Source organism: Salinicola sp. V024 (assembly GCF_052645315.1).
The window spans coordinates 21,934-42,569 of record NZ_JBQXYB010000007.1; the positions used below are offsets into that span (position 1 = coordinate 21,934).

Annotated in this window: 16 protein-coding genes and 8 tRNA genes; 4 read left to right on the top strand and 20 right to left on the bottom strand. The window is 61.9% G+C overall.

Annotated features, from left to right (window positions below; translation table 11 throughout):
- Positions 1–159: 159 nt before the first annotated feature.
- The 7 genes from dnaB to rnr form a co-directional block, all read right to left on the bottom strand.
- Positions 160–1,545, bottom strand: a complete 1,386-nt coding sequence (gene dnaB / locus ACUN9V_RS11730) for a replicative DNA helicase (protein WP_110691405.1) — start codon at positions 1,543–1,545, stop codon at positions 160–162.
- 168 nt (positions 1,546–1,713) lie between these two features.
- The gene (gene rplI / locus ACUN9V_RS11735) at positions 1,714–2,160 is read right to left on the bottom strand and encodes a 50S ribosomal protein L9 (protein ID WP_075563623.1); all 447 of its coding nucleotides are present in this window, start codon (positions 2,158–2,160) and stop codon (positions 1,714–1,716) included.
- A gap of 16 nt (positions 2,161–2,176) precedes the next feature.
- On the bottom strand, positions 2,177–3,028 hold the full coding sequence (locus ACUN9V_RS11740; RefSeq protein ID WP_445511520.1) for a hypothetical protein: 852 nt from the start codon (positions 3,026–3,028) through the stop codon (positions 2,177–2,179).
- 31 nt (positions 3,029–3,059) lie between these two features.
- Positions 3,060–3,287, bottom strand: a complete 228-nt coding sequence (gene rpsR / locus ACUN9V_RS11745) for a 30S ribosomal protein S18 (RefSeq protein WP_035472385.1) — start codon at positions 3,285–3,287, stop codon at positions 3,060–3,062.
- A gap of 26 nt (positions 3,288–3,313) precedes the next feature.
- Positions 3,314–3,733 carry a 30S ribosomal protein S6 gene (gene rpsF, locus ACUN9V_RS11750; RefSeq protein ID WP_075563625.1) on the bottom strand — a complete coding sequence of 140 codons (420 nt, stop codon included), beginning with the start codon at positions 3,731–3,733 and terminating at the stop codon, positions 3,314–3,316.
- Between the two features lie 262 nt (positions 3,734–3,995).
- Positions 3,996–4,811 (bottom strand): 23S rRNA (guanosine(2251)-2'-O)-methyltransferase RlmB, encoded by an 816-nt coding sequence (gene rlmB, locus ACUN9V_RS11755; protein ID WP_445511521.1) that lies wholly within the window; start codon positions 4,809–4,811, stop codon positions 3,996–3,998.
- Positions 4,812–4,853: 42 nt separating this feature from the next.
- The gene (gene rnr / locus ACUN9V_RS11760; RefSeq protein ID WP_075563627.1) at positions 4,854–7,370 is read right to left on the bottom strand and encodes a ribonuclease R; all 2,517 of its coding nucleotides are present in this window, start codon (positions 7,368–7,370) and stop codon (positions 4,854–4,856) included.
- Between the two features lie 270 nt (positions 7,371–7,640).
- Between rnr and ACUN9V_RS11765 the strand changes: the two genes are divergently transcribed.
- From ACUN9V_RS11765 to ACUN9V_RS11775, 3 genes are all read left to right on the top strand, one after another.
- Positions 7,641–7,727: transfer RNA gene (locus ACUN9V_RS11765), tRNA-Leu, on the top strand.
- 43 nt (positions 7,728–7,770) lie between these two features.
- Positions 7,771–7,857: transfer RNA gene (locus ACUN9V_RS11770), tRNA-Leu, on the top strand.
- A gap of 46 nt (positions 7,858–7,903) precedes the next feature.
- Positions 7,904–7,990: transfer RNA gene (locus tag ACUN9V_RS11775), tRNA-Leu, on the top strand.
- A gap of 231 nt (positions 7,991–8,221) precedes the next feature.
- Here ACUN9V_RS11775 and ACUN9V_RS11780 read toward each other — a convergent pair.
- The gene (locus ACUN9V_RS11780; protein ID WP_445511522.1) at positions 8,222–9,076 is read right to left on the bottom strand and encodes a DNA/RNA non-specific endonuclease; all 855 of its coding nucleotides are present in this window, start codon (positions 9,074–9,076) and stop codon (positions 8,222–8,224) included.
- A gap of 6 nt (positions 9,077–9,082) precedes the next feature.
- Positions 9,083–9,358, bottom strand: a complete 276-nt coding sequence (locus ACUN9V_RS11785) for an Lrp/AsnC family transcriptional regulator (RefSeq protein WP_075562155.1) — start codon at positions 9,356–9,358, stop codon at positions 9,083–9,085.
- Positions 9,359–9,690: 332 nt separating this feature from the next.
- On the opposite strand from ACUN9V_RS11785, the gene ACUN9V_RS11790 reads away from it, so the two are divergent.
- On the top strand, positions 9,691–10,044 hold the full coding sequence (locus ACUN9V_RS11790; protein WP_445511523.1) for a high-potential iron-sulfur protein: 354 nt from the start codon (positions 9,691–9,693) through the stop codon (positions 10,042–10,044).
- Between the two features lie 48 nt (positions 10,045–10,092).
- On the opposite strand, the gene ACUN9V_RS11795 is transcribed toward ACUN9V_RS11790, so the two are convergent.
- From ACUN9V_RS11795 to ACUN9V_RS11845, 11 genes are all read right to left on the bottom strand, one after another.
- Positions 10,093–11,649 (bottom strand): SpoVR family protein, encoded by a 1,557-nt coding sequence (locus tag ACUN9V_RS11795; protein ID WP_445511524.1) that lies wholly within the window; start codon positions 11,647–11,649, stop codon positions 10,093–10,095.
- A gap of 46 nt (positions 11,650–11,695) precedes the next feature.
- The gene (locus ACUN9V_RS11800) at positions 11,696–12,979 is read right to left on the bottom strand and encodes a YeaH/YhbH family protein (RefSeq protein WP_075562157.1); all 1,284 of its coding nucleotides are present in this window, start codon (positions 12,977–12,979) and stop codon (positions 11,696–11,698) included.
- Positions 12,980–13,103: 124 nt separating this feature from the next.
- Positions 13,104–15,026: a PrkA family serine protein kinase gene (locus ACUN9V_RS11805; protein ID WP_075562158.1), complete on the bottom strand. Its 1,923-nt coding sequence runs from the start codon at positions 15,024–15,026 to the stop codon at positions 13,104–13,106.
- Between the two features lie 319 nt (positions 15,027–15,345).
- Complete coding sequence (locus ACUN9V_RS11810; RefSeq protein ID WP_075562159.1) at positions 15,346–16,395, bottom strand: threonine aldolase family protein; 1,050 nt, start codon at positions 16,393–16,395, stop codon at positions 15,346–15,348.
- A 266-nt stretch (positions 16,396–16,661) separates the two neighbouring features.
- Positions 16,662–18,674 carry an FAD-dependent oxidoreductase gene (locus ACUN9V_RS11815; protein WP_445511525.1) on the bottom strand — a complete coding sequence of 671 codons (2,013 nt, stop codon included), beginning with the start codon at positions 18,672–18,674 and terminating at the stop codon, positions 16,662–16,664.
- Positions 18,675–19,023: 349 nt separating this feature from the next.
- A tRNA-Asp gene (locus ACUN9V_RS11820) sits at positions 19,024–19,100 on the bottom strand.
- 4 nt (positions 19,101–19,104) lie between these two features.
- Positions 19,105–19,181: transfer RNA gene (locus ACUN9V_RS11825), tRNA-Val, on the bottom strand.
- A 45-nt stretch (positions 19,182–19,226) separates the two neighbouring features.
- Positions 19,227–19,303: transfer RNA gene (locus ACUN9V_RS11830), tRNA-Asp, on the bottom strand.
- A 107-nt stretch (positions 19,304–19,410) separates the two neighbouring features.
- Positions 19,411–19,487 (bottom strand) — tRNA-Asp (locus ACUN9V_RS11835).
- Between the two features lie 99 nt (positions 19,488–19,586).
- A tRNA-Val gene (locus ACUN9V_RS11840) sits at positions 19,587–19,662 on the bottom strand.
- Between the two features lie 77 nt (positions 19,663–19,739).
- Positions 19,740–20,465 (bottom strand): alpha/beta family hydrolase, encoded by a 726-nt coding sequence (locus ACUN9V_RS11845; RefSeq protein WP_445511526.1) that lies wholly within the window; start codon positions 20,463–20,465, stop codon positions 19,740–19,742.
- Positions 20,466–20,636: the final 171 nt, after the last annotated feature.

Sequence of the window (20,636 nt, forward strand, 5' to 3'; positions counted from 1 at the left end):
TTGATGTCTTTCCCACGTCGGCAATGCCGACGCGCTTCAGTTTGTATCGAGCTAACTGTTCGAGCTAACCGTATCGAACTAAACGTCTCGGCCTATTCGCATGCAGGCCTGTTCGCAGTGCTGACCTGTTCGTAGTGCTGGCCTATTCGTAGCGCTGACCTATTCATAGTGCTGCCCATAGCTATCCGGGGCGAGATCCTCGAACCGCGTGTACTTGCCGATGAACGCCATGTGGACAGTGCCGATGGGGCCGTTACGCTGCTTGCCGATGATCAGCTCCGCCAACCCCTTGTTGTCCGGGTTGTCGGCATTGTAGACCTCGTCCCGGTAGACGAAGGCGATGACATCGGCGTCCTGCTCGATGGCGCCCGACTCACGCAGATCCGACATCACCGGGCGCTTGTTGGGGCGCTGCTCCAGGGAGCGGTTGAGCTGCGACAGCGCCACCACCGGGCAGCCGAATTCCTTGGCAAGCCCCTTGAGCGAGCGCGAGATTTCGGAGATTTCCGCGGTACGATTCTCGGAGAGCCCGGGCACCTGCATCAGCTGCAGATAGTCGATCATCACCAAGCCGATATTGCCGTGCTCGCGAGCAATGCGTCGCGCGCGCGTGCGCAGCTCATTGGGTGACAGTGCCGGCGTGTCGTCGATGAACAGCTGGCGATCCTTGAGCAGGTTGACCGCCGAGGTCAGCCGCGGCCAGTCCTCGTCCTCGAGCTGGCCGGTTCGCACCCTGGTCTGATCGATCCGTCCCAGCGATGACAGCACACGCAGCATCAGCGATTCGGCAGGCATCTCCATCGAGAACACGACCACCGGCTTGTCGTTGGAGACCACCGCATGCTCGACCAGATTCATGGCGAAGGTGGTCTTGCCCATCGATGGGCGCCCGGCGATGATCACCAGATCCGAGGGCTGCAGCCCCGACGTCATATCGTCGAGATCGCGAAAGCCGGTCGAGATCCCGGTCATCTGGCCCTTCATGTTGAACAGCTCGTCGATCCGGTCGACCGCCTTGGTCAGCAGATCGCTCATGCCGATCGGCCCGCCGAACTTGGGTCGCGACTCGCTGATCTGGAACACCAGCCGCTCGGCCTCGTTGACCAGCTCGTCTGGGAGCCGTCCTTCCGGCGAGTAGGCGCTGTCGGCGATCTGACGTGAGGCCTGGATCAGCTTGCGCAGCGTCGCACGCTCACGGACGATATCGGCGTAAGCGCGAATGTTGCTTGCCGAAGGGGTGTTGCGCGCCAGTTCCGCCAGGTAGGCGAGCCCGCCCACGCTTTCGAGTTGGTCGCGACGCTCGAGGGCTTCCGACAGGGTCACCACATCGAGTGGATGGGAGCTTTCGGCCAGCTCGGCCATCGCGTTGAACGTCAGCCGGTGCTCGTGGCGGTAGAAATCGTCCGCGACCAGACGCTCCGATACGGTGTCCCAGCTGCTGTTGTCGAGCATCAACCCGCCGAGTACCGACTGCTCCGCCTCCAGCGAGTGTGGCGGCATCTTCAGCTGCGCGGTTTCCCGATCGTTGTCGACGCGTTGGTTCATGCTTGGCATTCATCCTATGTCGTGCGCTGGACACGCAAGAATTCTCAGGCGCTCATTCTACCCAGTCGAGCGCGAGCACCGCCACGTCGACGGTCATGAAAAAGGCACGCAGGGCGTGAACCCTGCGTGCCTTGGTCAGACGTCGCGATCAATGATCGTGGTCGAGACTTACTCGGCCACCACCACCACACGGACGCTGGAAGTGACTTCGGCGTGCAACTGCAGCGCGATGTCATATTCGCCAGTCTGACGAAGCGGACCTTCCGGCATGCGCACTTCGCTCTTGGCGACTTCGATGCCGGCCTGAGCCATGGCTTCGGCCAGATCGCGCGGACCGATGGAACCGAACAGCTTGCCTTCTTCACCCGCCTTGGCCACCAGAGACAGTTCGATCTCGGCGAGCTGAGCAGCGCGCGTTTCGGCCTGGGCCTTGCGCTCGGCAGCCTGAGCTTCGAGCTCGGCGCGCTGCGTTTCGAACGCTTCGACGTTGTCTTTGGTCGCCGGTACGGCCATGCCGTAAGGAACCAGGTAATTACGACCGTAACCGGGCTTGACGGTGACCTTGTCACCCAGATCGCCCAGCTTGCCGATGTTATCGAGCAGAATGACTTCCATTCTCGTGAACCTCTCGTCAATCACTGCGTGTCAGTCGACCGCGAAAATCCGCGAAGGTATCTACCAACGCCAACAGCAGTACAATCAAAATCGTGGGCCAGGTGGTCAACAGCAAGGCGTAGAAGCCTACCAGCCAGAACCCGCTCATTCCCTTCAAACCAATAAACCCATGAACCAGCGCGACACCGGCAACCAGCAACGGTATCCAGGCCAACAGACTGGCGGCGGGGACGGCAAATACGACACCCACCGCCATCAGTCCGAGCAGCAGCAGAAGTTGTCGCCGCGAGAGCTTCAACGAATGAAACTCCTCGCGAAATCCGCCGGGGTTATAAAGCCCCGCCTGCCAGCTCCTGGCGAGTGCCAGACAGGCAATCCCCGCCAACAGCACTACCAGCCCGGTCGCACCGCCGATCACCAATGTCGCCATTCTCTCGGTGTCGATGCCCTGTGCCGCCAGCTGATCCAGCATGCTGGCCACTTCCGACGAGCTTTGCCGCAGCTCGTTGAGTAGCGGTCCGGTACCGCCGGTCGGTACGAAGATGCCCAGTTGCACCATCGCCATGCAGACGACGCTGCCGACGATCAGCGCTTCCGACCAGCGCATGCGTGCCCGCAGGACGGTCGCCATCAACGTCACCAGCAGGATACTGGACAACGGTACCGCATCGCCCTGAATCCACCACCAACCGGCAGGGATCGCCGCAGCGATCAGTACCGGCGCTGCCGGGGTCATGCCTCGGCGCAGCGTGACCAGACCCGCCACGGCGGCGCTGAACCAGAACAACCAGGGCACCAGCGCTGTCAGTGCGGCCGCCACCAACGCTTGCGGCGTACCGCGCATGATCCAACGGGCCAATGCCAGCATGACACCTCGTCAAGGTTTACCGGGTCAGGATTTACTGGTGGCTGTCGGAGTACGGCAGCAACGCCAGGTAGCGCGCCCGCTTGATCGCGGTGGACAGCTGACGCTGGTAGCGCGCCTGAGTACCCGTGATGCGGCTGGGAACGATCTTGCCGGTCTCGGTGACGTAGGCTTTCAGCGTATCGATGTCTTTGTAGTCGATGTACTTCACGCCTTCGGCGGTGAAGCGGCAGAACTTACGGCGACGGAAAAAACGTGCCATGAGAATCTCTCCTTAGCGAAATCGAATCAGTGGGTTTCTTCAGCAGCTTCGGAACGCTCGGGGCGCTCAGAACGCTCACGATCGCCACGCTCGGAGGGCTTGTCGTCACGACGACGGCTCTTTTCTTCAGCCGGCTTCATCATCGGCGAGGCTTCAGTCACGACCTCTTTGCAACGCACGATCATGCTGCGGATGATGGCGTCGTTGAAACGGAAGATGTTCTCGATTTCGTCGAGAGTCTCACCGCTGCATTCGACGTTCATCAGCACATAATGTGCCTTGTGAATCTTGTTGATCGGGTACGCCAGGTGACGACGACCCCAATCTTCGAGACGATGCACGGTGCCGCCGTTCTCGGTCACGAGGCCGGTGTAGCGCTCGACCATGGCCGGGACCTGCTCGCTCTGGTCCGGGTGGACCATGAACACGATTTCATAATGACGCATGTTAGCTCCTTTCGGTTTGGCAGCTTCCACGCGGGCCCTCGTTTGAAGGGGTACCACGAGAAGCAAGGAGTCGATATCGGGTCGCGGCGCAAAACCACGTTGCCATCCAGATATTCAGACCAATTGACGCTCTGCTCGGGCAAATCGCCTGGATCAGACTCACCTGACCCGCCGATTCATCCCGTAGACGAGGCGCGCTCCGTGAGCATAGCCTGCCCACAGAACCGCGCAATTGTAGAGACCGATCGCCTCGGGTGCAAGCTCAAGTGGAGCTGGCACGCCCTCGCTGACGAACGGCTTCGAACAGACAGATGCCCGTGGCGACCGAGACATTGAGACTGGACACGCCGCCCTGCATCGGCAGCTTGACCAGTCCGTCACACGCTTCGCGGGTCAGACGGCGCATGCCCTTGCCTTCCGCCCCCATCACCAGGGCGCAGGGAACGGTGAAGTCGGCATCGAACACCAGCGCGTCGGCTTCCCCGGCCGTTCCGGTAATCCAGACCCCGGCCTGCTTGAGCTTCTCCATGCAGCGCGCCAGGTTGGTGACCTGAAACACCGGCACGCTCTCGGCCGCGCCGCAGGCGACCTTGCGCACCGTGGCATTGAGCGGGGCCGACTTGTCCTTGGCAACGATGACGCCATCGACACCGGCAGCATCGGCGCTGCGCAGACAGGCACCGAAGTTGTGCGGATCCGTCACCCCGTCGAGAATCAGAAAAAGCGGCGGCTGGCTCTGCTGCCATTGGTCGAAGCGCCACCATAGCGCCGTCTCATTCTCCGCGATCAGCGGCTCGGAAAAACCGATCACGCCTTGATGAGAGGCCTGACCCGAAATCACGTCGAGGGTTTCCCGCGGCACCCTTTTCAGCTCGCAACCAGCGGCATGGGCCTGCTGCAGCAACGCCTCGAGACGTTGTTCGGCATGCCCCTGCTGAATCCACAGCACTCGCGGTGGCTGCCCACGTTCGAACAGCGCGCGCACCGCGTGAACGCCATAGACGGGTTCGAGTCCGTCTGGCGTCCGGGGAAGATCCGGCGATCTGCCGGCTTGACGTCGATGGGTTGGGCGACTCATGGCGTCACCTACTCCATGCCGCGGAACGACAGATCACGGCACTCATCGCTTGCCCCGGCGCTGGCGCGGCCCGCGGGAGCGCCGCTTGGGAGCGCCACCCTCCTTGTTGCCGCTCGAGTCGCTGTTCGTCGAATCGTTATTCGCCGCCCCGTTACTCGTTGACTCGTCATTCGTCGAGTCATTACCCACGGCGTCGCTGCCGGACTTGCCACCCTGACGCTCGCGCTTGCCGGGGCGATTCTTGCTCGCTGAAGGCTTCGCGTTTCCGCCGCCCCCACCCGTCTTCTGGGCGCGCGGCGTGCGGCGATGACGCGGCGCCGCATCAGCGAGGTCGAAATCGATCTTGCGATCGTCCATATCGACGCGCGCGATGCGGACGGTGACGCCGTCACCCAGGCGATAGGCCACACCGCTGCGCTCGCCTTTCAGACGATGCTTCTCGGCTTCGTAGTGATAATAATCGGACGGCAGCGAGGTCACGTGGACCAGACCTTCGACATAGACGTCGTCGAGACGCACGAAAATACCGAACTGCGTCACGGCGGCGATGGTGCCTTCGTAGACTTCGCCGACCTTGTCGGAAAGGAATTCGCACTTCAGCCAGTCGGTGACGTCACGCGTCGCGTCGTCGGCGCGGCGCTCGGTCATCGAACAGTGCTCACCCAGCTCGATCATCTGCTCGAAGGTGTACGGGCACCAGGTAGAAGGCTTCTCCACCGGTGCGCCCTCGGCCCGCAGGACCGTCTGGGTCTGACGCGGGCCGCGAATGACGGAGCGAATCGCACGGTGCACCAGCAGATCGGGATAGCGACGGATCGGCGAGGTGAAGTGCGCATAGGCCTGATAGGCCAGCCCGAAGTGGCCATCGTTCTGGGGCGAATAGACGGCCTGACTCATCGAACGCAGCATCACGGTCTGAATGATATCGAAGTCCGGGCGCCCCTGGATCGCCTCGCGCAGCGCCTGATAATCCTTGGGCGTCGGCTCGTCGCCACCACCCAGCGTCAATCCCAGCTCGCCGAGGAACACTCGCAGGTTCTCGAGCCGCTCCGATGCTGGCGCCTGGTGCACCCGGTAGAGCGCCGGCAGGTCATGCTTGTCGAGGAAGCGCGCCGTGGCCACGTTGGCCGCCAGCATGCACTCCTCGACCAGCTTGTGGGCGTCGTTGCGGCTACGCGGGACGATCTTCTCGATCTTGCGCTCGTCGTTGAAGACGATCTGCGTCTCGGTGGTCTCGAAGTCGATGGCGCCACGCACGTCACGCGCCTGTCGCAACACCTTGTAGAGCGCATGCAGGTTTTCGAGCGACGGGACCAGCTCGCGATACTGTTCGCGCAGCGCCGACCCTTCCTCGCTGTCCGGCTCCTGCAACATGGCGCCGACCTGGTTGTAGGTCAGCCGTGCATGCGACTGGATCACCGCTTCGTAGAACTTGTAGCGACTGATGGTGCCGTTCTGCGAGATGTTCATCTCACAGACCATGGTCAGGCGATCGACGTGCGGGTTGAGCGAACAGAGCCCGTTGGAGAGCAGCTCCGGCAGCATCGGCACCACCTGACCGGGGAAGTAGACCGAGTTGCCGCGAACGTAGCCCTCGTTGTCCAGCGCGCTGCCGCCGCGGACATAATGGGAGACGTCGGCGATCGCGACGACCAGTTTCCAGCTGCCGGACTTGGTCTTCCAGGCGCAGACGGCGTCGTCGAAATCCTTGGCATCTTCGCCATCGATGGTCACCAGCGGCATCTCGCGCAGATCGATCCGTGCGGCCTTGTCCTCGTCCTTCACCTCCGCGGACATGCCGGCGATCTGATCGTCGACTTCCGGCGGAAAGTCCGCAGGAATATCGTGCGAGCGGATCGCGATGTCGATCTCGAGCCCCGGGTCCATTCGCTCGCCGAGGATCTCGACCACCTCGCCGACCGGCTGCTTGCGGGTCTCCGGCTGCTGAGTGATCCGGACCGAAACGATCTGACCGTCTTTCGCCCCACCGCTGACACTGTGAGGGATGATGACCTCCTGACTGATCCGCGAATTTTCGGGAATCAGGACCGCGAACTCGGAGGTATTCTGACGGAACACGCCGACCAGCGTCTGGGTATTGCGCGCCAGCACTTCAGCGATGGTGCCCTCGGCACGGTTACGCCGGTCCCGGCCGCTGATACGCGCCAGTACCACGTCGCCGTTGAACACGCGTCGCATCTGACGCGGAGGCAGCACCAGATCGGGTTTGACACCGTCATGGCGAATCAGGAAACCCATGCCGTCCCGGTGACCCTGAACGCGCCCCTTGATCAGATCGAGCTTGTCGATCAGTGCGTAGGCGCCCTTGCGATCCTTGAGGATCTGACCGTCGCGCTCCATCGCCGCGAGCCGGCGACGCACCGCCTCCAGCTGGTTGTCATCTTCGAGCCCCAGCATGGCACTCATGTTTTCGTGGGTAATCGGCTTGCCGTACTCTTCAAGGCGCGCGAGCAAGTACTCACGGCTGGGTACGGGACTGTCATATTTGTCTGCTTCACGAGCCGCGTGCGGGTCGTCATCCAATGTCCAATGAGTCATGCAACCATCGTCCTTGCGTTGAGCCTACTGGGCTTGGGCTGTGGAGAGAATTCACGCGGCAGGCGGCTTGAGCCGTTCAATTTTTTGGGATTCATGCACCAAGTATAGCGGTCACGCCTGCCCGACCCAACCATGCACTGCGCAAACGGGACAATAGCGTTGACGAAGAGCCACGGTGGAACGCCGCAGCGACAAGGTTCGGGAGGATAAATCGCCGACAATCGGACGCTTGCATTCGGACGCAAAGCCGGTATCATGCATCGCGCCTTGGCCCAGATGGCGGAATTGGTAGACGCGCTAGCTTCAGGTGCTAGTGTCCTTATGGACGTGGAGGTTCAAGTCCTCTTCTGGGCACCATCGCTTCCGGCGATGGATGTTTCGAACGCACAAGGCCGGATAAGCCCGGATGGCGGAATTGGTAGACGCGCTAGCTTCAGGTGCTAGTGTCCTTATGGACGTGGAGGTTCAAGTCCTCTTCCGGGCACCATTCCAAGGGAGTTCTTCAGACTCCTGGCAACACCGATACATGACACGCCCAGGTGGCGGAATTGGTAGACGCGCTAGCTTCAGGTGCTAGTATCCTTACGGATGTGGAGGTTCAAGTCCTCTCCTGGGCACCACGTGTCATGTAATAGTCGGCAGCACTCCCCCCTGCGAACGACGGCTTTGACGTAACGCTTTCCCATCTTGATTTTTCGTCGTTTCCGACCCTTGTTTACATCCAGATCGTTCTTTGCATCCAGATCGTTCTTTGCATCCAGATCGTCGCTGGCTCGATGAATTCGCGAGTAGACGACCGGTTTGCCAAGCGGCCGACATCGGCAACCTTCAGCGCCGACTCCATTCCACGGCTACTGATAGCGTCCGGGCCGAGTCGAGACCGCTTCCAGCCCCCAACCGCTCTTTTCCACCTTTCCTTCCAACTGACGCTCGATCGGATCAGCCAGTTGCGGAAAGAAGTCCAGCCCGGTTCGAGCCTCGATTTCGTCGATGGTGATCACGAACCGCGCCAGCGGTTCGTCGCCCGTGACGTCCTGCGGCATCAGAAATGCCAGCGCTTTCGGCGTCTTGCCCGGCACGACCAATATCTTGTAGAAGCCCACGGGCACCTGCGAGAACCCGACACGGTGCAGCAGCTGGTCATCGAAGACCGGCCCGGTCACGACCCGAACGCTGCCAAAACGCGGCACGAAATCGTCGATGACCGCCTCTTCCAGGCGCTGCCATAGCTGTCGATTGAGCTTGGGTCGCTGCGGCGTGATATTGGTCATCAGGAAACTGTCCAGCTGGCCTTCGCGCCCATGAACGACCGCCATGGCATAGTTCGGCGCCAGATGACCGCGATCGTAACCGCTGCGGGCATAGTCGTCGCCGGAGATCGGCCACAGGCTGCGCCAGTCGGATTGGAAATGATCGGGGCGCGGCAGACTATGCGGATTGTCGACCCGATTCAGCGTGTAGCCCACCCACAGCGGCTCGGCCCGCACGTCCGACCAGCCGACCAGAAAGCCGTCGTTTCGCAGCACCCGATTCCAGCCCCGCCAGTCGTTCCATTGCCAGTCGGGAACACCCATCCAGCTCAGCCGGTCGCGGACGCCGCCTTCGTGCCAATACCACAGCCCGCTGATGACCACGACGAAGATCAATCCGATCCGAGACGAACGAGCCAACTGACCCAGCAGCCCCCGTCGTTGACGACGCGCCATCCCGACCTAGAGACCGACGGAGAACATGGCGTCGAGATCGTGGCGCGAATGCACCTGCATGGCATTGAGCGTTTCGGTATCGCGGATGCCTTCGACCTCCATCAGCCGCTCGGTCACCAGCGCGGCCAGCGATTCGAAATCTCGGGTGCGAGCGATGGCGATCAGATCGTAGCGACCGCAGGTCGAATAAACCTCACTGATTCCCTCGAGATCCGCCAGACGCTCGGCCACGCCACGAATTCGGCCTTTTTCCACATTGATCAGAATAACGGCGTTCTGCATTTCCCTCTCCTATCGATCCAGCCCAGCGAGCCAGCCACCGATCCGGCTATCGGCCTGCCCAGCGCGCCAAATCTCGCGATCCGCGGCCCAGTAGTGAAGTTGATGGCGCGAGTATATCAGCTCCGTGACCCATCGCCTCGTCGCACCAATAGCCAGCAATCGATCTGATCAGCGCTGGCTTGCAACCCGACAAGTCCACTCGGCGGGGCCCGCCAATCGGTTGTGGACGCTCCACACCGCGTCGCATAATTTCCGGGGAGAGATCATTTCAGCGACGGGACATCACGAGCGTCACCACGGCGAGGCGCAGAATGTCGATCCAGGAGAGGGCAATGAAAATGAGACAGGAGAGTCACGCCAATGCCGAGAACGGCGTGACGGATATCAAGCGTCGCCGGTTTCTGCAACGCGGCGTCTGCGCATCCGGGTTGGCGCTGCTGGGGTGGCAGGCCGTCCCGGCACTGGCCCAGCAGAAATCGATGCTCGACCCCGAATCCTACCCGGCCCGCGCGCTCGACTATGTCCAGAATGCCGAAGAAGCGAGCGACCATGACGCCTACCGAGCGGGACAGCGCTGTGATAACTGCGAGTTCTTCACCGCCGAGACGCAGGTTTGCGGCCTGTTTCCCGATCATCGAGTCGCCAGCCAGGGCTGGTGCAGCAGCTGGACGAGCGAAGACTCCTGAGGCCCATGCCAGCCGGCCCGATTCCGTTGCGCCGGAGCGATCTCGGTCTCATGCCGACTCTCGCGCCGGTTCCGGGATCGGCCATTGATAGCGGCGCACGACGTCGCCTCCTTCCATCGATTCGAGCTTGATAGGAAATCCCCACAGCTGATGCAGATAGCGCATCACCGGGAACAGACTCTGCCCCAGGGGACGGCGCCGATCCTGCACGTGACGTAGCGTCAGCGAGCGGTCTCCACGGATATCGGCTTCCCAGACCTGGATATTGGGCTCCCGCGCCGACAGCGCGTACTGCACGCTCAGCGCTTCGCGGATGCGTCGATAGCCGCGGTCGTCGTGAATCGCCTCGATCTGGAGGCTATCGTCACGGTCGTCGTCGACCAGACTGAACAGCTTCAGATTGCGGATCACGGTGGGAGAGAGAAACTGCTGGATGAACGACTCGTCCTTGAAGTTCTGCATCGCGAAATGCAGCGTCTCCAGCCAGTCGCTGCCGGCGATATCCGGAAACCATTCGCGATCCTCGCTGGTCGGCGCCTGACAGATACGCTTGATGTCACTGAACATCGCGAAGCCCAGCGCATAGGGATTGATCCCGTTGAAGTAGGGGTTGTCGAAGCCCGGCTGGCTGACGACCGACGTGTGCGATTGCAGGAACTCGAGCATGATGCCCTCGTCGATCTGGCCATCGTCGTACAGCCGATTCATCAGGGTGTAGTGCCAGAACGTCGCCCAGCCTTCGTTCATCACCTGGGTCTGACGCTGGGGATAGAAATACTGCGCCAGCTTGCGCACGATGCGCACGATCTCGCGCTGCCAGGGCTCCAGCAGCGGCGCGTTCTTCTCGAGAAAATAGAGCAGGTTCTCCTGCGGTTCGCTGGGGTAGCGGCCATGACGATGCAGGCCCAGGGGGTCGTTTTCGTGGTCGTGCAGTGGCTCCCGGGCGAGCTCGCTCACCGCCAGCGGGATCGTGCTCCAGAGTCGATTGACCTGAGTCTGCAGGTACGCCTCGCGGTCCTCCTGGCGGCGCGCCTCCTCCTCGGCGGAGATCGACGAGGGCCGCTTGTAGCGATCGACGCCGTAGTTCTGCAGCGCATGGCAGGCATCGAGAAGCTGCTCGACCGCCTCGACACCGTGACGCTCCTCGCACTGGGCGATGTACTTGCGCGCGAACACCAGGTAATCGACGATCGCCGACGCGTCGGTCCAGGCGCGAAACAGGTAGTTGCCCTTGAAGAAGGAGTTGTGACCGTAGCAGGCGTGGGCGATGACCAGCACCTGCATCATCAGCGAGTTCTCCTCCATCAGATAGGCGATACAGGGATCGGAGTTGATCACCAGCTCATAGGCCAGCCCCATCTGGCCGCGCCGGTAAGCCTGTTCCACCGACAGGAACTGCTTGCCGAACGACCAGTGGTGATAGCCGATCGGCATGCCCACGCTGGCGTAGGCGTCCATCATCTGCTCGGAGGTGATGACCTCGATCTGATTGGGATAGGTCTCCAACCGATACTCTTCGGCCAGTCTGGCGATGGCACGCTCATAGGCTTCGAGCGTCTCGAAATTCCAGTCCGAACCGGTAGCTATGGGCTTGCGTTGCGTCATCGCTGCGTTCCTCCTCGCTGCGTTCCGTCTGACCCCAAGACTGATATCAGCTCTGGGCGCGCTGTCGGAAAAGCTCACGAAAGACCGGGTAGATATCTTCCGCCTGGACGATCTGCTGCATGGCGAAGCGCTCGGGATAGGCCGCTCTGACCGTGTCGTAGGCTTCCCAAAGCGCCTGATGGGCGTGGGGAGTGATCTCCACGTAGGTGAAGTACTGCAATTTTCGCATCAGCGATTCGTCGAGCCGTTCGAGACAGGTCGATGAGTCGTCGTCCCAGTTGTCGCCATCGCTGGCCTGGGCCACGTACAGATTCCACTGCTCCGGCGCATAGCGCGCCTCGATGATCTCGTCGACCAGCGTCAGTGCACTCGAGACGATGGTGCCGCCGGTCTCCCGCGAGTAGAAGAACTCCTCCTCGTCGACCTCCTTGGCCACGGTATGGTGGCGCACGAACACCAGTTCGACCTTCTCGTAATTGCGCTCGAGAAACAGGTAGAGCAACAGGAAGAAGCGCTTGCCGATATCCTTGTGGGCCTGGGTCATGGAACCGGAGACATCCATGATGCAGAACATCACGGCCTGGTTCGACGGCATCGGCTGGTGGGTGAGATGGTTGTAACGCAGGTCGTAGGTATCCAGAAACGGGATCGACCCGATCCGTTTCTCGAGCCGCGCGATCTCGGACTTCAGCTCGTCGATTCGCGCCGGGTTGCGCAGTACCGGATCCTTGCGCTCTTCGGCGACCAGTGCCTCCTGCGCTTCGCGAAGAGCGCGCTTCAACGGCCCGCGCATGCCGATCCGCCTGGCCTGTGCCTCGCGCATCGAACGCACGATATTGATCCGCGCCGGCACGCCCTCCTTGGAGATGCCCGCGCGCACGGGTCGGGTCTCCTCCAGTACCCGCAGCTGCTTGCGCTCGAGGTGCGGTAATTCCAGCCCGTCGAAGACGAAATCGAGAAACTCCTCCCGCGACAGCGAGAACACGAATTCATCCATGCCTTCGCCCTGACCCGATGCCTGGCCGTCGCCGCTGCCTCCCCCGCCACCTCCACCGCCGGGCCGGCGTAGCCGATCACCCTCGGCGAACTCCTTGTTGCCGGGGTTCACGACCGTGCGCCGCCCGCCTGGGCCATGTTGAAACGAGGGCTCGGAGATATCCTTGGTGGGAATCGAGACTCGTTCGCCACGCTCCATGTCGGTGATCGAACGTCGATTCACCGACTCCTCCACGGCGCGCTTGATGTGCGAGCGATAGCGTTGCAGAAATCGCTGACGATTGACCGCGCTCTTGTTGCGCGCATTGGGGCGTCGATCGATGAAGTAGCTCATGGCACCTCCTGCAGGCTGACCGCAGACTGCTGCGACAGCGACCACCCGAGGATGGTCTCTGCTCCGGGAACGGCGCGGCTCGGGCCGCCACTGCCGCTCCGACGACGTCGTTTGACGCTGTTCTCTAGTGCGACTTCCGCACTCGCAGATACCACTCCGACAGCAGACGCACCTGCTTTTCGGTATAGCCGCGGCTCACCATCCGGTCGACGAAATCCTCGTGCTTGCGCTGGTCCGAGGCCGACGCCTTGGCGTTGAACGAGATCACCGGCAGCAGCTCCTCGGTGTTGGCGAACATCTTGTGCTCGATCACGCCTCTGAGCTTCTCGTACGACTGCCAGCTGGGATTCATGCCGTTGTTGTGGGCACGAGCCCGCAGCACGAAATTGACCACCTCGTGGCGAAAGTCCTTGGGATTGGAGATACCGGCGGGCTTCTCGATCTTCTCGAGATCCTCGTTGAGCGACTGGCGATCGAACAGCTCGCCGGTTTCCGGGTCGCGATACTCCTGATCCTGAATCCAGAAGTCGGCGTAGGTCACGTAGCGATCGAAGATGTTCTGACCGTACTCGGTGTAGGACTCGAGATACGCGGTCTGGATCTCCTTGCCGATGAAGTCGACGTAGCGCGGCGCCAGATACTCCTTGATGAAGCGCAGATAGCGCTCGTGGACTTCCTTGGGCAGCTGCTCCCGCTCGAGCGCCTGCTCCAGCACGTAGAGCAGATGCACCGGGTTGGCAGCGATCTCGTGAGCGTCGAAGTTGAACACCTTGGAGAGGATCTTGAAGGCGAAACGCGTGGAGAGCCCGTTCATGCCTTCGTCGACACCCGCCGCGTCGCGGTACTCCTGAATCGATTTGGCCTTGGGATCGGTGTCTTTGAGATTCTCGCCGTCGTAGACCCGCATCTTGGAGTAGATGCTCGAGTTCTCCGGCTCCTTGAGCCTGGAGAGCGTCGAAAACTGGGCCAGCATGCGCAGCGTATCCGGCGCGCAGGGGGCTTCGTTGAGCGACGAATGTTCCAGCAGTTTCTGGTAGATCTTGATCTCTTCGGAGACGCGCAGGCAGTAAGGCACCTTGACGATGTAGACCCGGTCGAGAAAGGCCTCGTTGTTGCGATTGTTGCGAAACTGCTGCCACTCGCTCTCGTTGGAGTGGGCCATGATGATGCCCTCGAAGGGGATCGCGCCCATACCCTCGGTGGGGTTGTAGTTGCCCTCCTGCGTGGCCGTCAGCAACGGATGCAGCACCTTGATCGGTGCCTTGAACATCTCGACGAACTCCATCAATCCCTGGTTGGCCTTGCACAGACCGCCGGAGAAACTGTAGGCATCCGGGTCGTCCTGGGAATAGAGCTCCAGCTGGCGGATGTCGACCTTGCCCACCAGTGACGAGATATCCTGATTGTTCTCGTCGCCCGGCTCGGTCTTGGAGACCGCGATCTGGTTGAGGCGTGAGGGATGCAGGCGCACCACGCGGAATCGGGACAGATCGCCGCCGTACTCTTTGAGCCGCTTGGCGGCCCAGGGCGACATCGGCCCCCGCAAGTGGCGCTGGGCGATGTTGTACTCCTTCTCGAGCAGCTCGCCATCCTCTTCCGGCGAGAACAGCCCGAGCGGAGACTCGAAGACCGGCGAATCCTTGATCGCGTAGAACGGCACGCGCTCCATGAGTAATTTCAGGCGTTCGGCCAGCGAGGACTTGCCGCCCCCGACCGGGCCCAGCAGGTAGAGAATCTGCTTGCGCTCCTCGAGCCCCTGGGCGGCGTGACGAAAGTAGGAAACGATCTGCTCGATCGCCTCTTCCATGCCGTAGAACTCGGCAAAGGCGGGATAGCGTCGAATGACCTTATTGGAGAAGATTCGCGACAGGCTGGGATCCTTGGCCGTGTCGATCGTTTCCGGCTCCCCGATGGCATTCAGCATTCGTTCGGCAGCGTTGGCGTAGACCCGAGGATCCTTTCGGCACAGCTCTAGATATTCCTGCAGGCTCAATTCTTCCTGCTGAACCTGCTCGTAACGGCTCTGCACGTGATCGAAGATGCTCATGGAAGCCTCCTGGTCGTGACCCTCGACCGTACAGGACGAACGCCCTGCCAGCCGGGCTAGCTGACTATCAGCATAGACAGATGCACGAAGCGTCGGGTAGACCCATTTCGCGAGTCTTTTCAACGCAGCGTCGGAACATACGCTTTAGAACACGCTACCACGATCCGGTTTCGTTGCACGGGGAATTTGCGGGGACAAAATGCGCAACACTGCACGATGGCAGGCAAGCAGAGGAAAAGTCAGGGAAATTTCGTTGTCGAGTCGAACAGGTGGGAACTCGGGAAGGGAACGGCGCCCGTTTGACGGACGCCGCTCGGGCTCATGCCGCGTCGAAGGCAGTGCGGGCGTCGGCCAGCAGTTGATCGAGCAGCTCGGGCGTGGTGTTCCAGGAGCAGACAAAACGCGCGCCACCGGCACCGATGAAGGTGTAGAAGGTCCAGCCCCTGGCGCGCAGCTGGGTGATGACCGGTTCGGGCAAGCTGACGAAAACGCTGTTGGCTTGCGCCGGGAACATCAGCGAGGCGCCGGGTAACGAGGCGAGCCCGTCGGCGAGATACCGGGCCATGGCGTTGGCATGGTCGGCGTTACGCCGCCAGGCGCCAGTTTCCAGCAACCCAAGCCAAGGCGCGGCGATGAAGCGCATCTTGGAGGCCAGCTGCCCCGCCTGCTTGCAGCGATAGGCAAAATCCTCGGCCAGCTCCTTGTTGAAGAACAGGATCGCCTCGCCCATCGGCAAACCATTCTTGGTACCGGAAAAACAGAGCACGTCGACGCCTGCCTGCCAGGTCAGCTCGGCCGGAGTCGCATCCAGGGCACTGCAGGCGTTGGCGAAACGCGCGCCGTCCATGTGAACGCGCAGATCGTACTTGTCCGCGACGGTGCGGATCGCCAGTAGCTCCTCGCGAGAGTAGACCGTGCCCACTTCGGTGGCCTGGGTAATCGAGACGACCCGTGGCTTGGGGTAGTGGATGTCGTTGCGCTTCACGACCAGCCTCTCGATTCCCTCCGGGGTCAGCTTGCCGTTTTCGCCAGGACTGGTGAGCAGCTTCGAACCGTTGGAGAAGAACTCCGGTCCGCCGCACTCATCGGTCTCGATATGCGCCAGTTCATGACAGATCACGCTGTGGTAACTCTGGCCCAGCGCCGCCAGCGACAACGAGTTGGCGGCAGTGCCGTTGAAGACGAAGAAAACGTCACAGTCGTAATCGAAAAGCTCACGGAAACGGTCCGCGGCACGGTGGGTCCAGGCATCGTTACCATAGGCGAGGTCGTCGCTGCCATTCGCCCGGATCATATAATCGAGGGCTTCCGGGCAAATGCCGGAGGTGTTGTCGCTTGCCAGATAGCGAGGGCTGCAATCGGATGTCATCTGGGGGTCCTTGTACGATCCCTCCACGGAGAAAAGCGATTCAGAACCCGTGACGGTAACCAGAATCGCGTTTTCTGAGGGTCAGGCGTGGCGGTCGCAATGCGTCGCGGCCCGAATAACAAGAAGCGCGAATCCGCGGGTAACGGGATCCCCGTCACACGGCTCGCGCTCGCTGGTGAACCCTTAGTCTAACACCTGTCCTCGAACCCCGGCAGCGCCGGGACACTCGCCACTCACGCTGACTCAACGCAATCGGGCGCCCGCGCTCACAGCATCGCCGCCAGCCGCACCCCCTGATCGATGGCGCGCTTGGCATCGATCTCGGCCGCCACTTCTGCCCCGCCGATTCGATGAACCCGCGTCCCGCTCGCGGCAAGCGTGTCGTAAAGCGCCTGCTGCGACTCCTGCCCGGCACAGATGACGATTGTGTCGACCGCCAGCAGCCTGGACTCCCCATTGACATCAAGGTGCAGCCCGTCGCTGTCGATGCGCCGATAGACGCAGCCCGACAGCGTCTCGACCTTGCGAGCCCGTAGCGCGGCGCGATGAACCCAGCCGGTGGTCACCCCGAGCCCAGCCCCTGGCTTGCCGGTCTTGCGCTGCAGCAGCGTGATCTGTCGCGGCACCGTGGGCTCCAGCCGCGGCTTCAATCCGCCGGCATTCTCGACGCTCAAATCGACGCCCCACTCGTCGCACCAGCGCTCGATATCCAGCGTCGGCTGCTCGGCATGCGCCAGCAGTTCCGCGACGTCGAAGCCGATCCCGCCGGCACCGATGATCGCCACTCGACGCCCCACGCGCTCGGGATGCTGGATCGCCACCGGGTAGGAGATCACGCTGGAATGCTCGATTCCCTCGATATCGAGCGCGCGCGGCCGGACGCCGGTGGCGACAACGACCTCGTCGAAATCCTGCAGTTGCTGACTGTCGGCCTCGGTGCCGAGGCGCAGCTCGACGCCGTGCCGCGAAAGCTGGGTGGCGAAGTAGCGCAGCGTTTCGGCAAACTCCTCTTTTCCCGGTATTCGCTGGGCCAACCGGAACTGGCCGCCGATCTCCCCATCGCGTTCGAATAGCGTTACCCGGTGTCCCCGCTCGGCGCAGGCCACGGCAGCGGCCAGGCCGGCCGGCCCGGCTCCCACCACGGCGATGCGCTTGGGAGACTTGGTCGGCGGCAGCGTCAGCTCCGTTTCATGACAGGCGCGCGGATTGACCAGACAGGAGGTCAGCTTGCCCTTGAAGGTATGATCGAGGCAGGCCTGATTGCAGGCGATGCAGGTATTGATCTCGTCGACTCGGCCCTGCTCGGCCTTGGCCATCCAGGCCGGATCGGCCAGGAAGGGGCGGGCCATCGAGACCAGGTCGGCAGCCCCCTCGGCCAGCACCGCTTCGGCCACGGCCGGCATGTTGATACGGTTGGTCGCGATCAGCGGTATCGAGACCGCTTCGCGCACTGCCCGGCTGACCGAGACGAAAGCGGCTCGCGGCACGCTCGTAACGATGGTCGGCACGCGCGCTTCGTGCCAGCCGATGCCGCTATTGATCACGTCCGCCCCGGCATGCTCGATCGCCTGTGCCAGCGCCACGATCTCCTCCCGCGTGCTGCCTTCTTCCACCAGATCGATCATCGACAGCCGAAAGATCAGCAGAAAGTCCGGACCGCACACGTCACGAACGCGGCGCACGATCTCTACCGCGAAGCGTTGACGACGCTGGCTATCGCCACCCCAGGCATCGTCGCGATGATTGGTACGCCGACACAGGAACTGATTGATCAGGTAACCTTCCGAACCCATGATCTCGACGCCGTCGTACCCGGCACGCTGGGCCAGACCGGCACAGCGCACGAAATCCTCGATCTGCCCCTCGACCTCGTCGGCACTCAGCGCCCTCGGCGTGAACCGATTGATCGGGGTGGCGATCGCCGAGGGCGCCACCAGATCCGGAGAGTAGGCGTAGCGGCCGGCATGCAGGATCTGCAGGCAGATGCGCGCGCCGTGGGCATGCACCGCCTTCACCACTGGCCGATGCCGTTCGACCTCGGCGGCGTCAGTGAGCTTGGCGGCCCCCTGAAACACCGCCCCTTCCGGATTGGGCGCAATGCCGCCGGTGACGATCAATCCGACGCCGTGTTGCGCCCGCTCCGCATAGAACGCCGCCAGCCGTGCGAACCCGTCGGGGGCTTCTTCCAGATTGGTGTGCATCGAGCCCATCACCACGCGATTGCGCAGCGTCAGCGAGCCAACTCGCAGGGGACGAAAGAGATTGGGAAAGCGCGTCACGTATCGGCTCCACTCATGTCTTGGCACAGTCCTTGGAACAGTCCTTGGCACAGCTCTTGGTACAGCCTGGGCGCACACCGCGGCAGCGGCTTTCAAACGCGCGTATGAACGTCAGTGTAACGGAAAGCGAGACGAGGGCCATTCCACCAAAGCGGTAGGTGACCGTGCAGCCGACCTTAGCGCCATTCGACTGACACAGACGATCGACCAGAACAGGCATCAGTGCGATTGAACGGAGAAACCGGACGGATTGACAGGCAAGGAGAAAGCGTCGTCAACCTGCAGGGAGACGAGGAACCCAAGGGGCAACGAAAGAGAAGAGAATACAGAGGAGGTCAAAAGACGTTATTGGCGGACCGGACGAGACTCGAACTCGCGACCTCCGGCGTGACAGGCCGGCATTCTAACCAACTGAACTACCGGTCCGCTATGGTGGGTGGTACGGGACTCGAACCTGTGACCCCCAGCATGTGAAGCTGGTGCTCTAACCAACTGAGCTAACCACCCAAACGTCAAACAGCTTTCAGTACAACAACCGCATGGAGCGAAGCGTGGCGGACCGGACGAGACTCGAACTCGCGACCTCCGGCGTGACAGGCCGGCATTCTAACCAACTGAACTACCGGTCCACTCTATGTGTATCGAGAGGCTGAGTCGAAACTCGTGCCCACAATACCTGCTACGCAACTAGCGGGTGACACTGCACGCCTCGAAGGCATACTCATGTCGGCGGAAATGGCGGACCGGACGAGACTCGAACTCGCGACCTCCGGCGTGACAGGCCGGCATTCTAACCAACTGAACTACCGGTCCGCATTTTCCAACTGCCTTTCTTGCAACGACATCTTCTACAACGATGTCTCTTACAACAACCACTTGCAACACGTGAACCCGAGCACTGCGAAAACGCAATGGTGGGTGGTACAGGGTTCGAACCTGTGACCCCCAGCTTGTAAGGCTGGTGCTCTCCCAGCTGAGCTAACCACCCGTGGTCACGTGGCGCTGCATTCTACCTGTGACCGATTCAAAGTCAACAGCTTTTCGTGCCGCTTTTCTCTATCCGGATCATTCACTTGCGCCCAGCCGCCGTACCACGTGGCCGGCCGCTTCATCGATCAATGTCGCCTGCGTCTGCGCCTGGCGTTTGGGAGCCTGCCAGTCGTGGTCGCCGCCCTCCATGAAATGGCACTCGACCTGCGCCGGCAGATCGTAACCCTCGACCTCGTCACGTCGCCCGAACGGATCGCGAGTGCCCTGAAAAAGCACTATCGGGCAGCGGATCTCCGGCCAGTGATCGAGCCGCAAGCGTTCAGGTTTGCCGGGTGGGTGGAACGGGTAGCCGCACAGTACCAGCCCGGCCATGTCGACGCGCGTCGCCAGCAGGCTCGCGACTCTTCCGCCCATCGACTTGCCACCGAGCCAGAGCGGCGTCTCGCTATCTAGCGTCCTGATGGCCCGATGCCATTCGCCAAGTTCCGCGACCAGTGTCTCGATTCTGGGCGGGGGACGGCGCCTGCCCTCTCGGCGCATGGTGGTCATGTAGCCGAATTCCAGCGCCACGACCTGGATACCGCACGCAGCCAGCCGTTGACGCCAGCGGATCAGGAACACGGAGTCGTGGCCGGCGCCCGCGCCGTGACACAGGATCAGCCGCCCATGATGCGCCACACCTTCGACCATGAAGCCGCCCAGGGCGGTTTCATGGCGCGAGCCCTCCCCCGTGGCCAGCGCCTTGCGCAGCTTTGCCAAGTCCCGGGTTTCAAGCGTGGGTATCATCATCGCCTTGGTCATCGTATCGCCTCACCGAATTTCAGGAGCGGGTTGGTTCGGTTTCTGCCTCGGCGGTGGCCGTATCGGCATTCCCACCGGCTGTCTCTTTTGCGTAGGATGACAAAACTTGATCGATCGGTCAGATTCGCTCGGTCAGACTCGATCGAACCGCCGATACGTTCTTTAACGACA

Bases quoted from the DNA above. Each gene is read 5' to 3' on its own strand.
- dnaB (WP_110691405.1), bottom strand. From the start codon at position 1,545: ATGAACCAACGCGTCGACAACGATCGGGAAACCGCGCAGCTGAAGATG.
- rplI (WP_075563623.1), bottom strand. From the start codon at position 2,160: ATGGAAGTCATTCTGCTCGATAACATCGGCAAGCTGGGCGATCTGGGT.
- ACUN9V_RS11740 (WP_445511520.1), bottom strand. From the start codon at position 3,028: ATGCTGGCATTGGCCCGTTGGATCATGCGCGGTACGCCGCAAGCGTTG.
- rpsR (WP_035472385.1), bottom strand. From the start codon at position 3,287: ATGGCACGTTTTTTCCGTCGCCGTAAGTTCTGCCGCTTCACCGCCGAA.
- rpsF (WP_075563625.1), bottom strand. From the start codon at position 3,733: ATGCGTCATTATGAAATCGTGTTCATGGTCCACCCGGACCAGAGCGAG.
- rlmB (WP_445511521.1), bottom strand. From the start codon at position 4,811: ATGAGTCGCCCAACCCATCGACGTCAAGCCGGCAGATCGCCGGATCTT.
- rnr (WP_075563627.1), bottom strand. From the start codon at position 7,370: ATGACTCATTGGACATTGGATGACGACCCGCACGCGGCTCGTGAAGCA.
- ACUN9V_RS11780 (WP_445511522.1), bottom strand. From the start codon at position 9,076: ATGGCGCGTCGTCAACGACGGGGGCTGCTGGGTCAGTTGGCTCGTTCG.
- ACUN9V_RS11785 (WP_075562155.1), bottom strand. From the start codon at position 9,358: ATGCAGAACGCCGTTATTCTGATCAATGTGGAAAAAGGCCGAATTCGT.
- ACUN9V_RS11790 (WP_445511523.1), top strand. From the start codon at position 9,691: ATGAAAATGAGACAGGAGAGTCACGCCAATGCCGAGAACGGCGTGACG.
- ACUN9V_RS11795 (WP_445511524.1), bottom strand. From the start codon at position 11,649: ATGACGCAACGCAAGCCCATAGCTACCGGTTCGGACTGGAATTTCGAG.
- ACUN9V_RS11800 (WP_075562157.1), bottom strand. From the start codon at position 12,979: ATGAGCTACTTCATCGATCGACGCCCCAATGCGCGCAACAAGAGCGCG.
- ACUN9V_RS11805 (WP_075562158.1), bottom strand. From the start codon at position 15,026: ATGAGCATCTTCGATCACGTGCAGAGCCGTTACGAGCAGGTTCAGCAG.
- ACUN9V_RS11810 (WP_075562159.1), bottom strand. From the start codon at position 16,395: ATGACATCCGATTGCAGCCCTCGCTATCTGGCAAGCGACAACACCTCC.
- ACUN9V_RS11845 (WP_445511526.1), bottom strand. From the start codon at position 20,465: ATGACCAAGGCGATGATGATACCCACGCTTGAAACCCGGGACTTGGCA.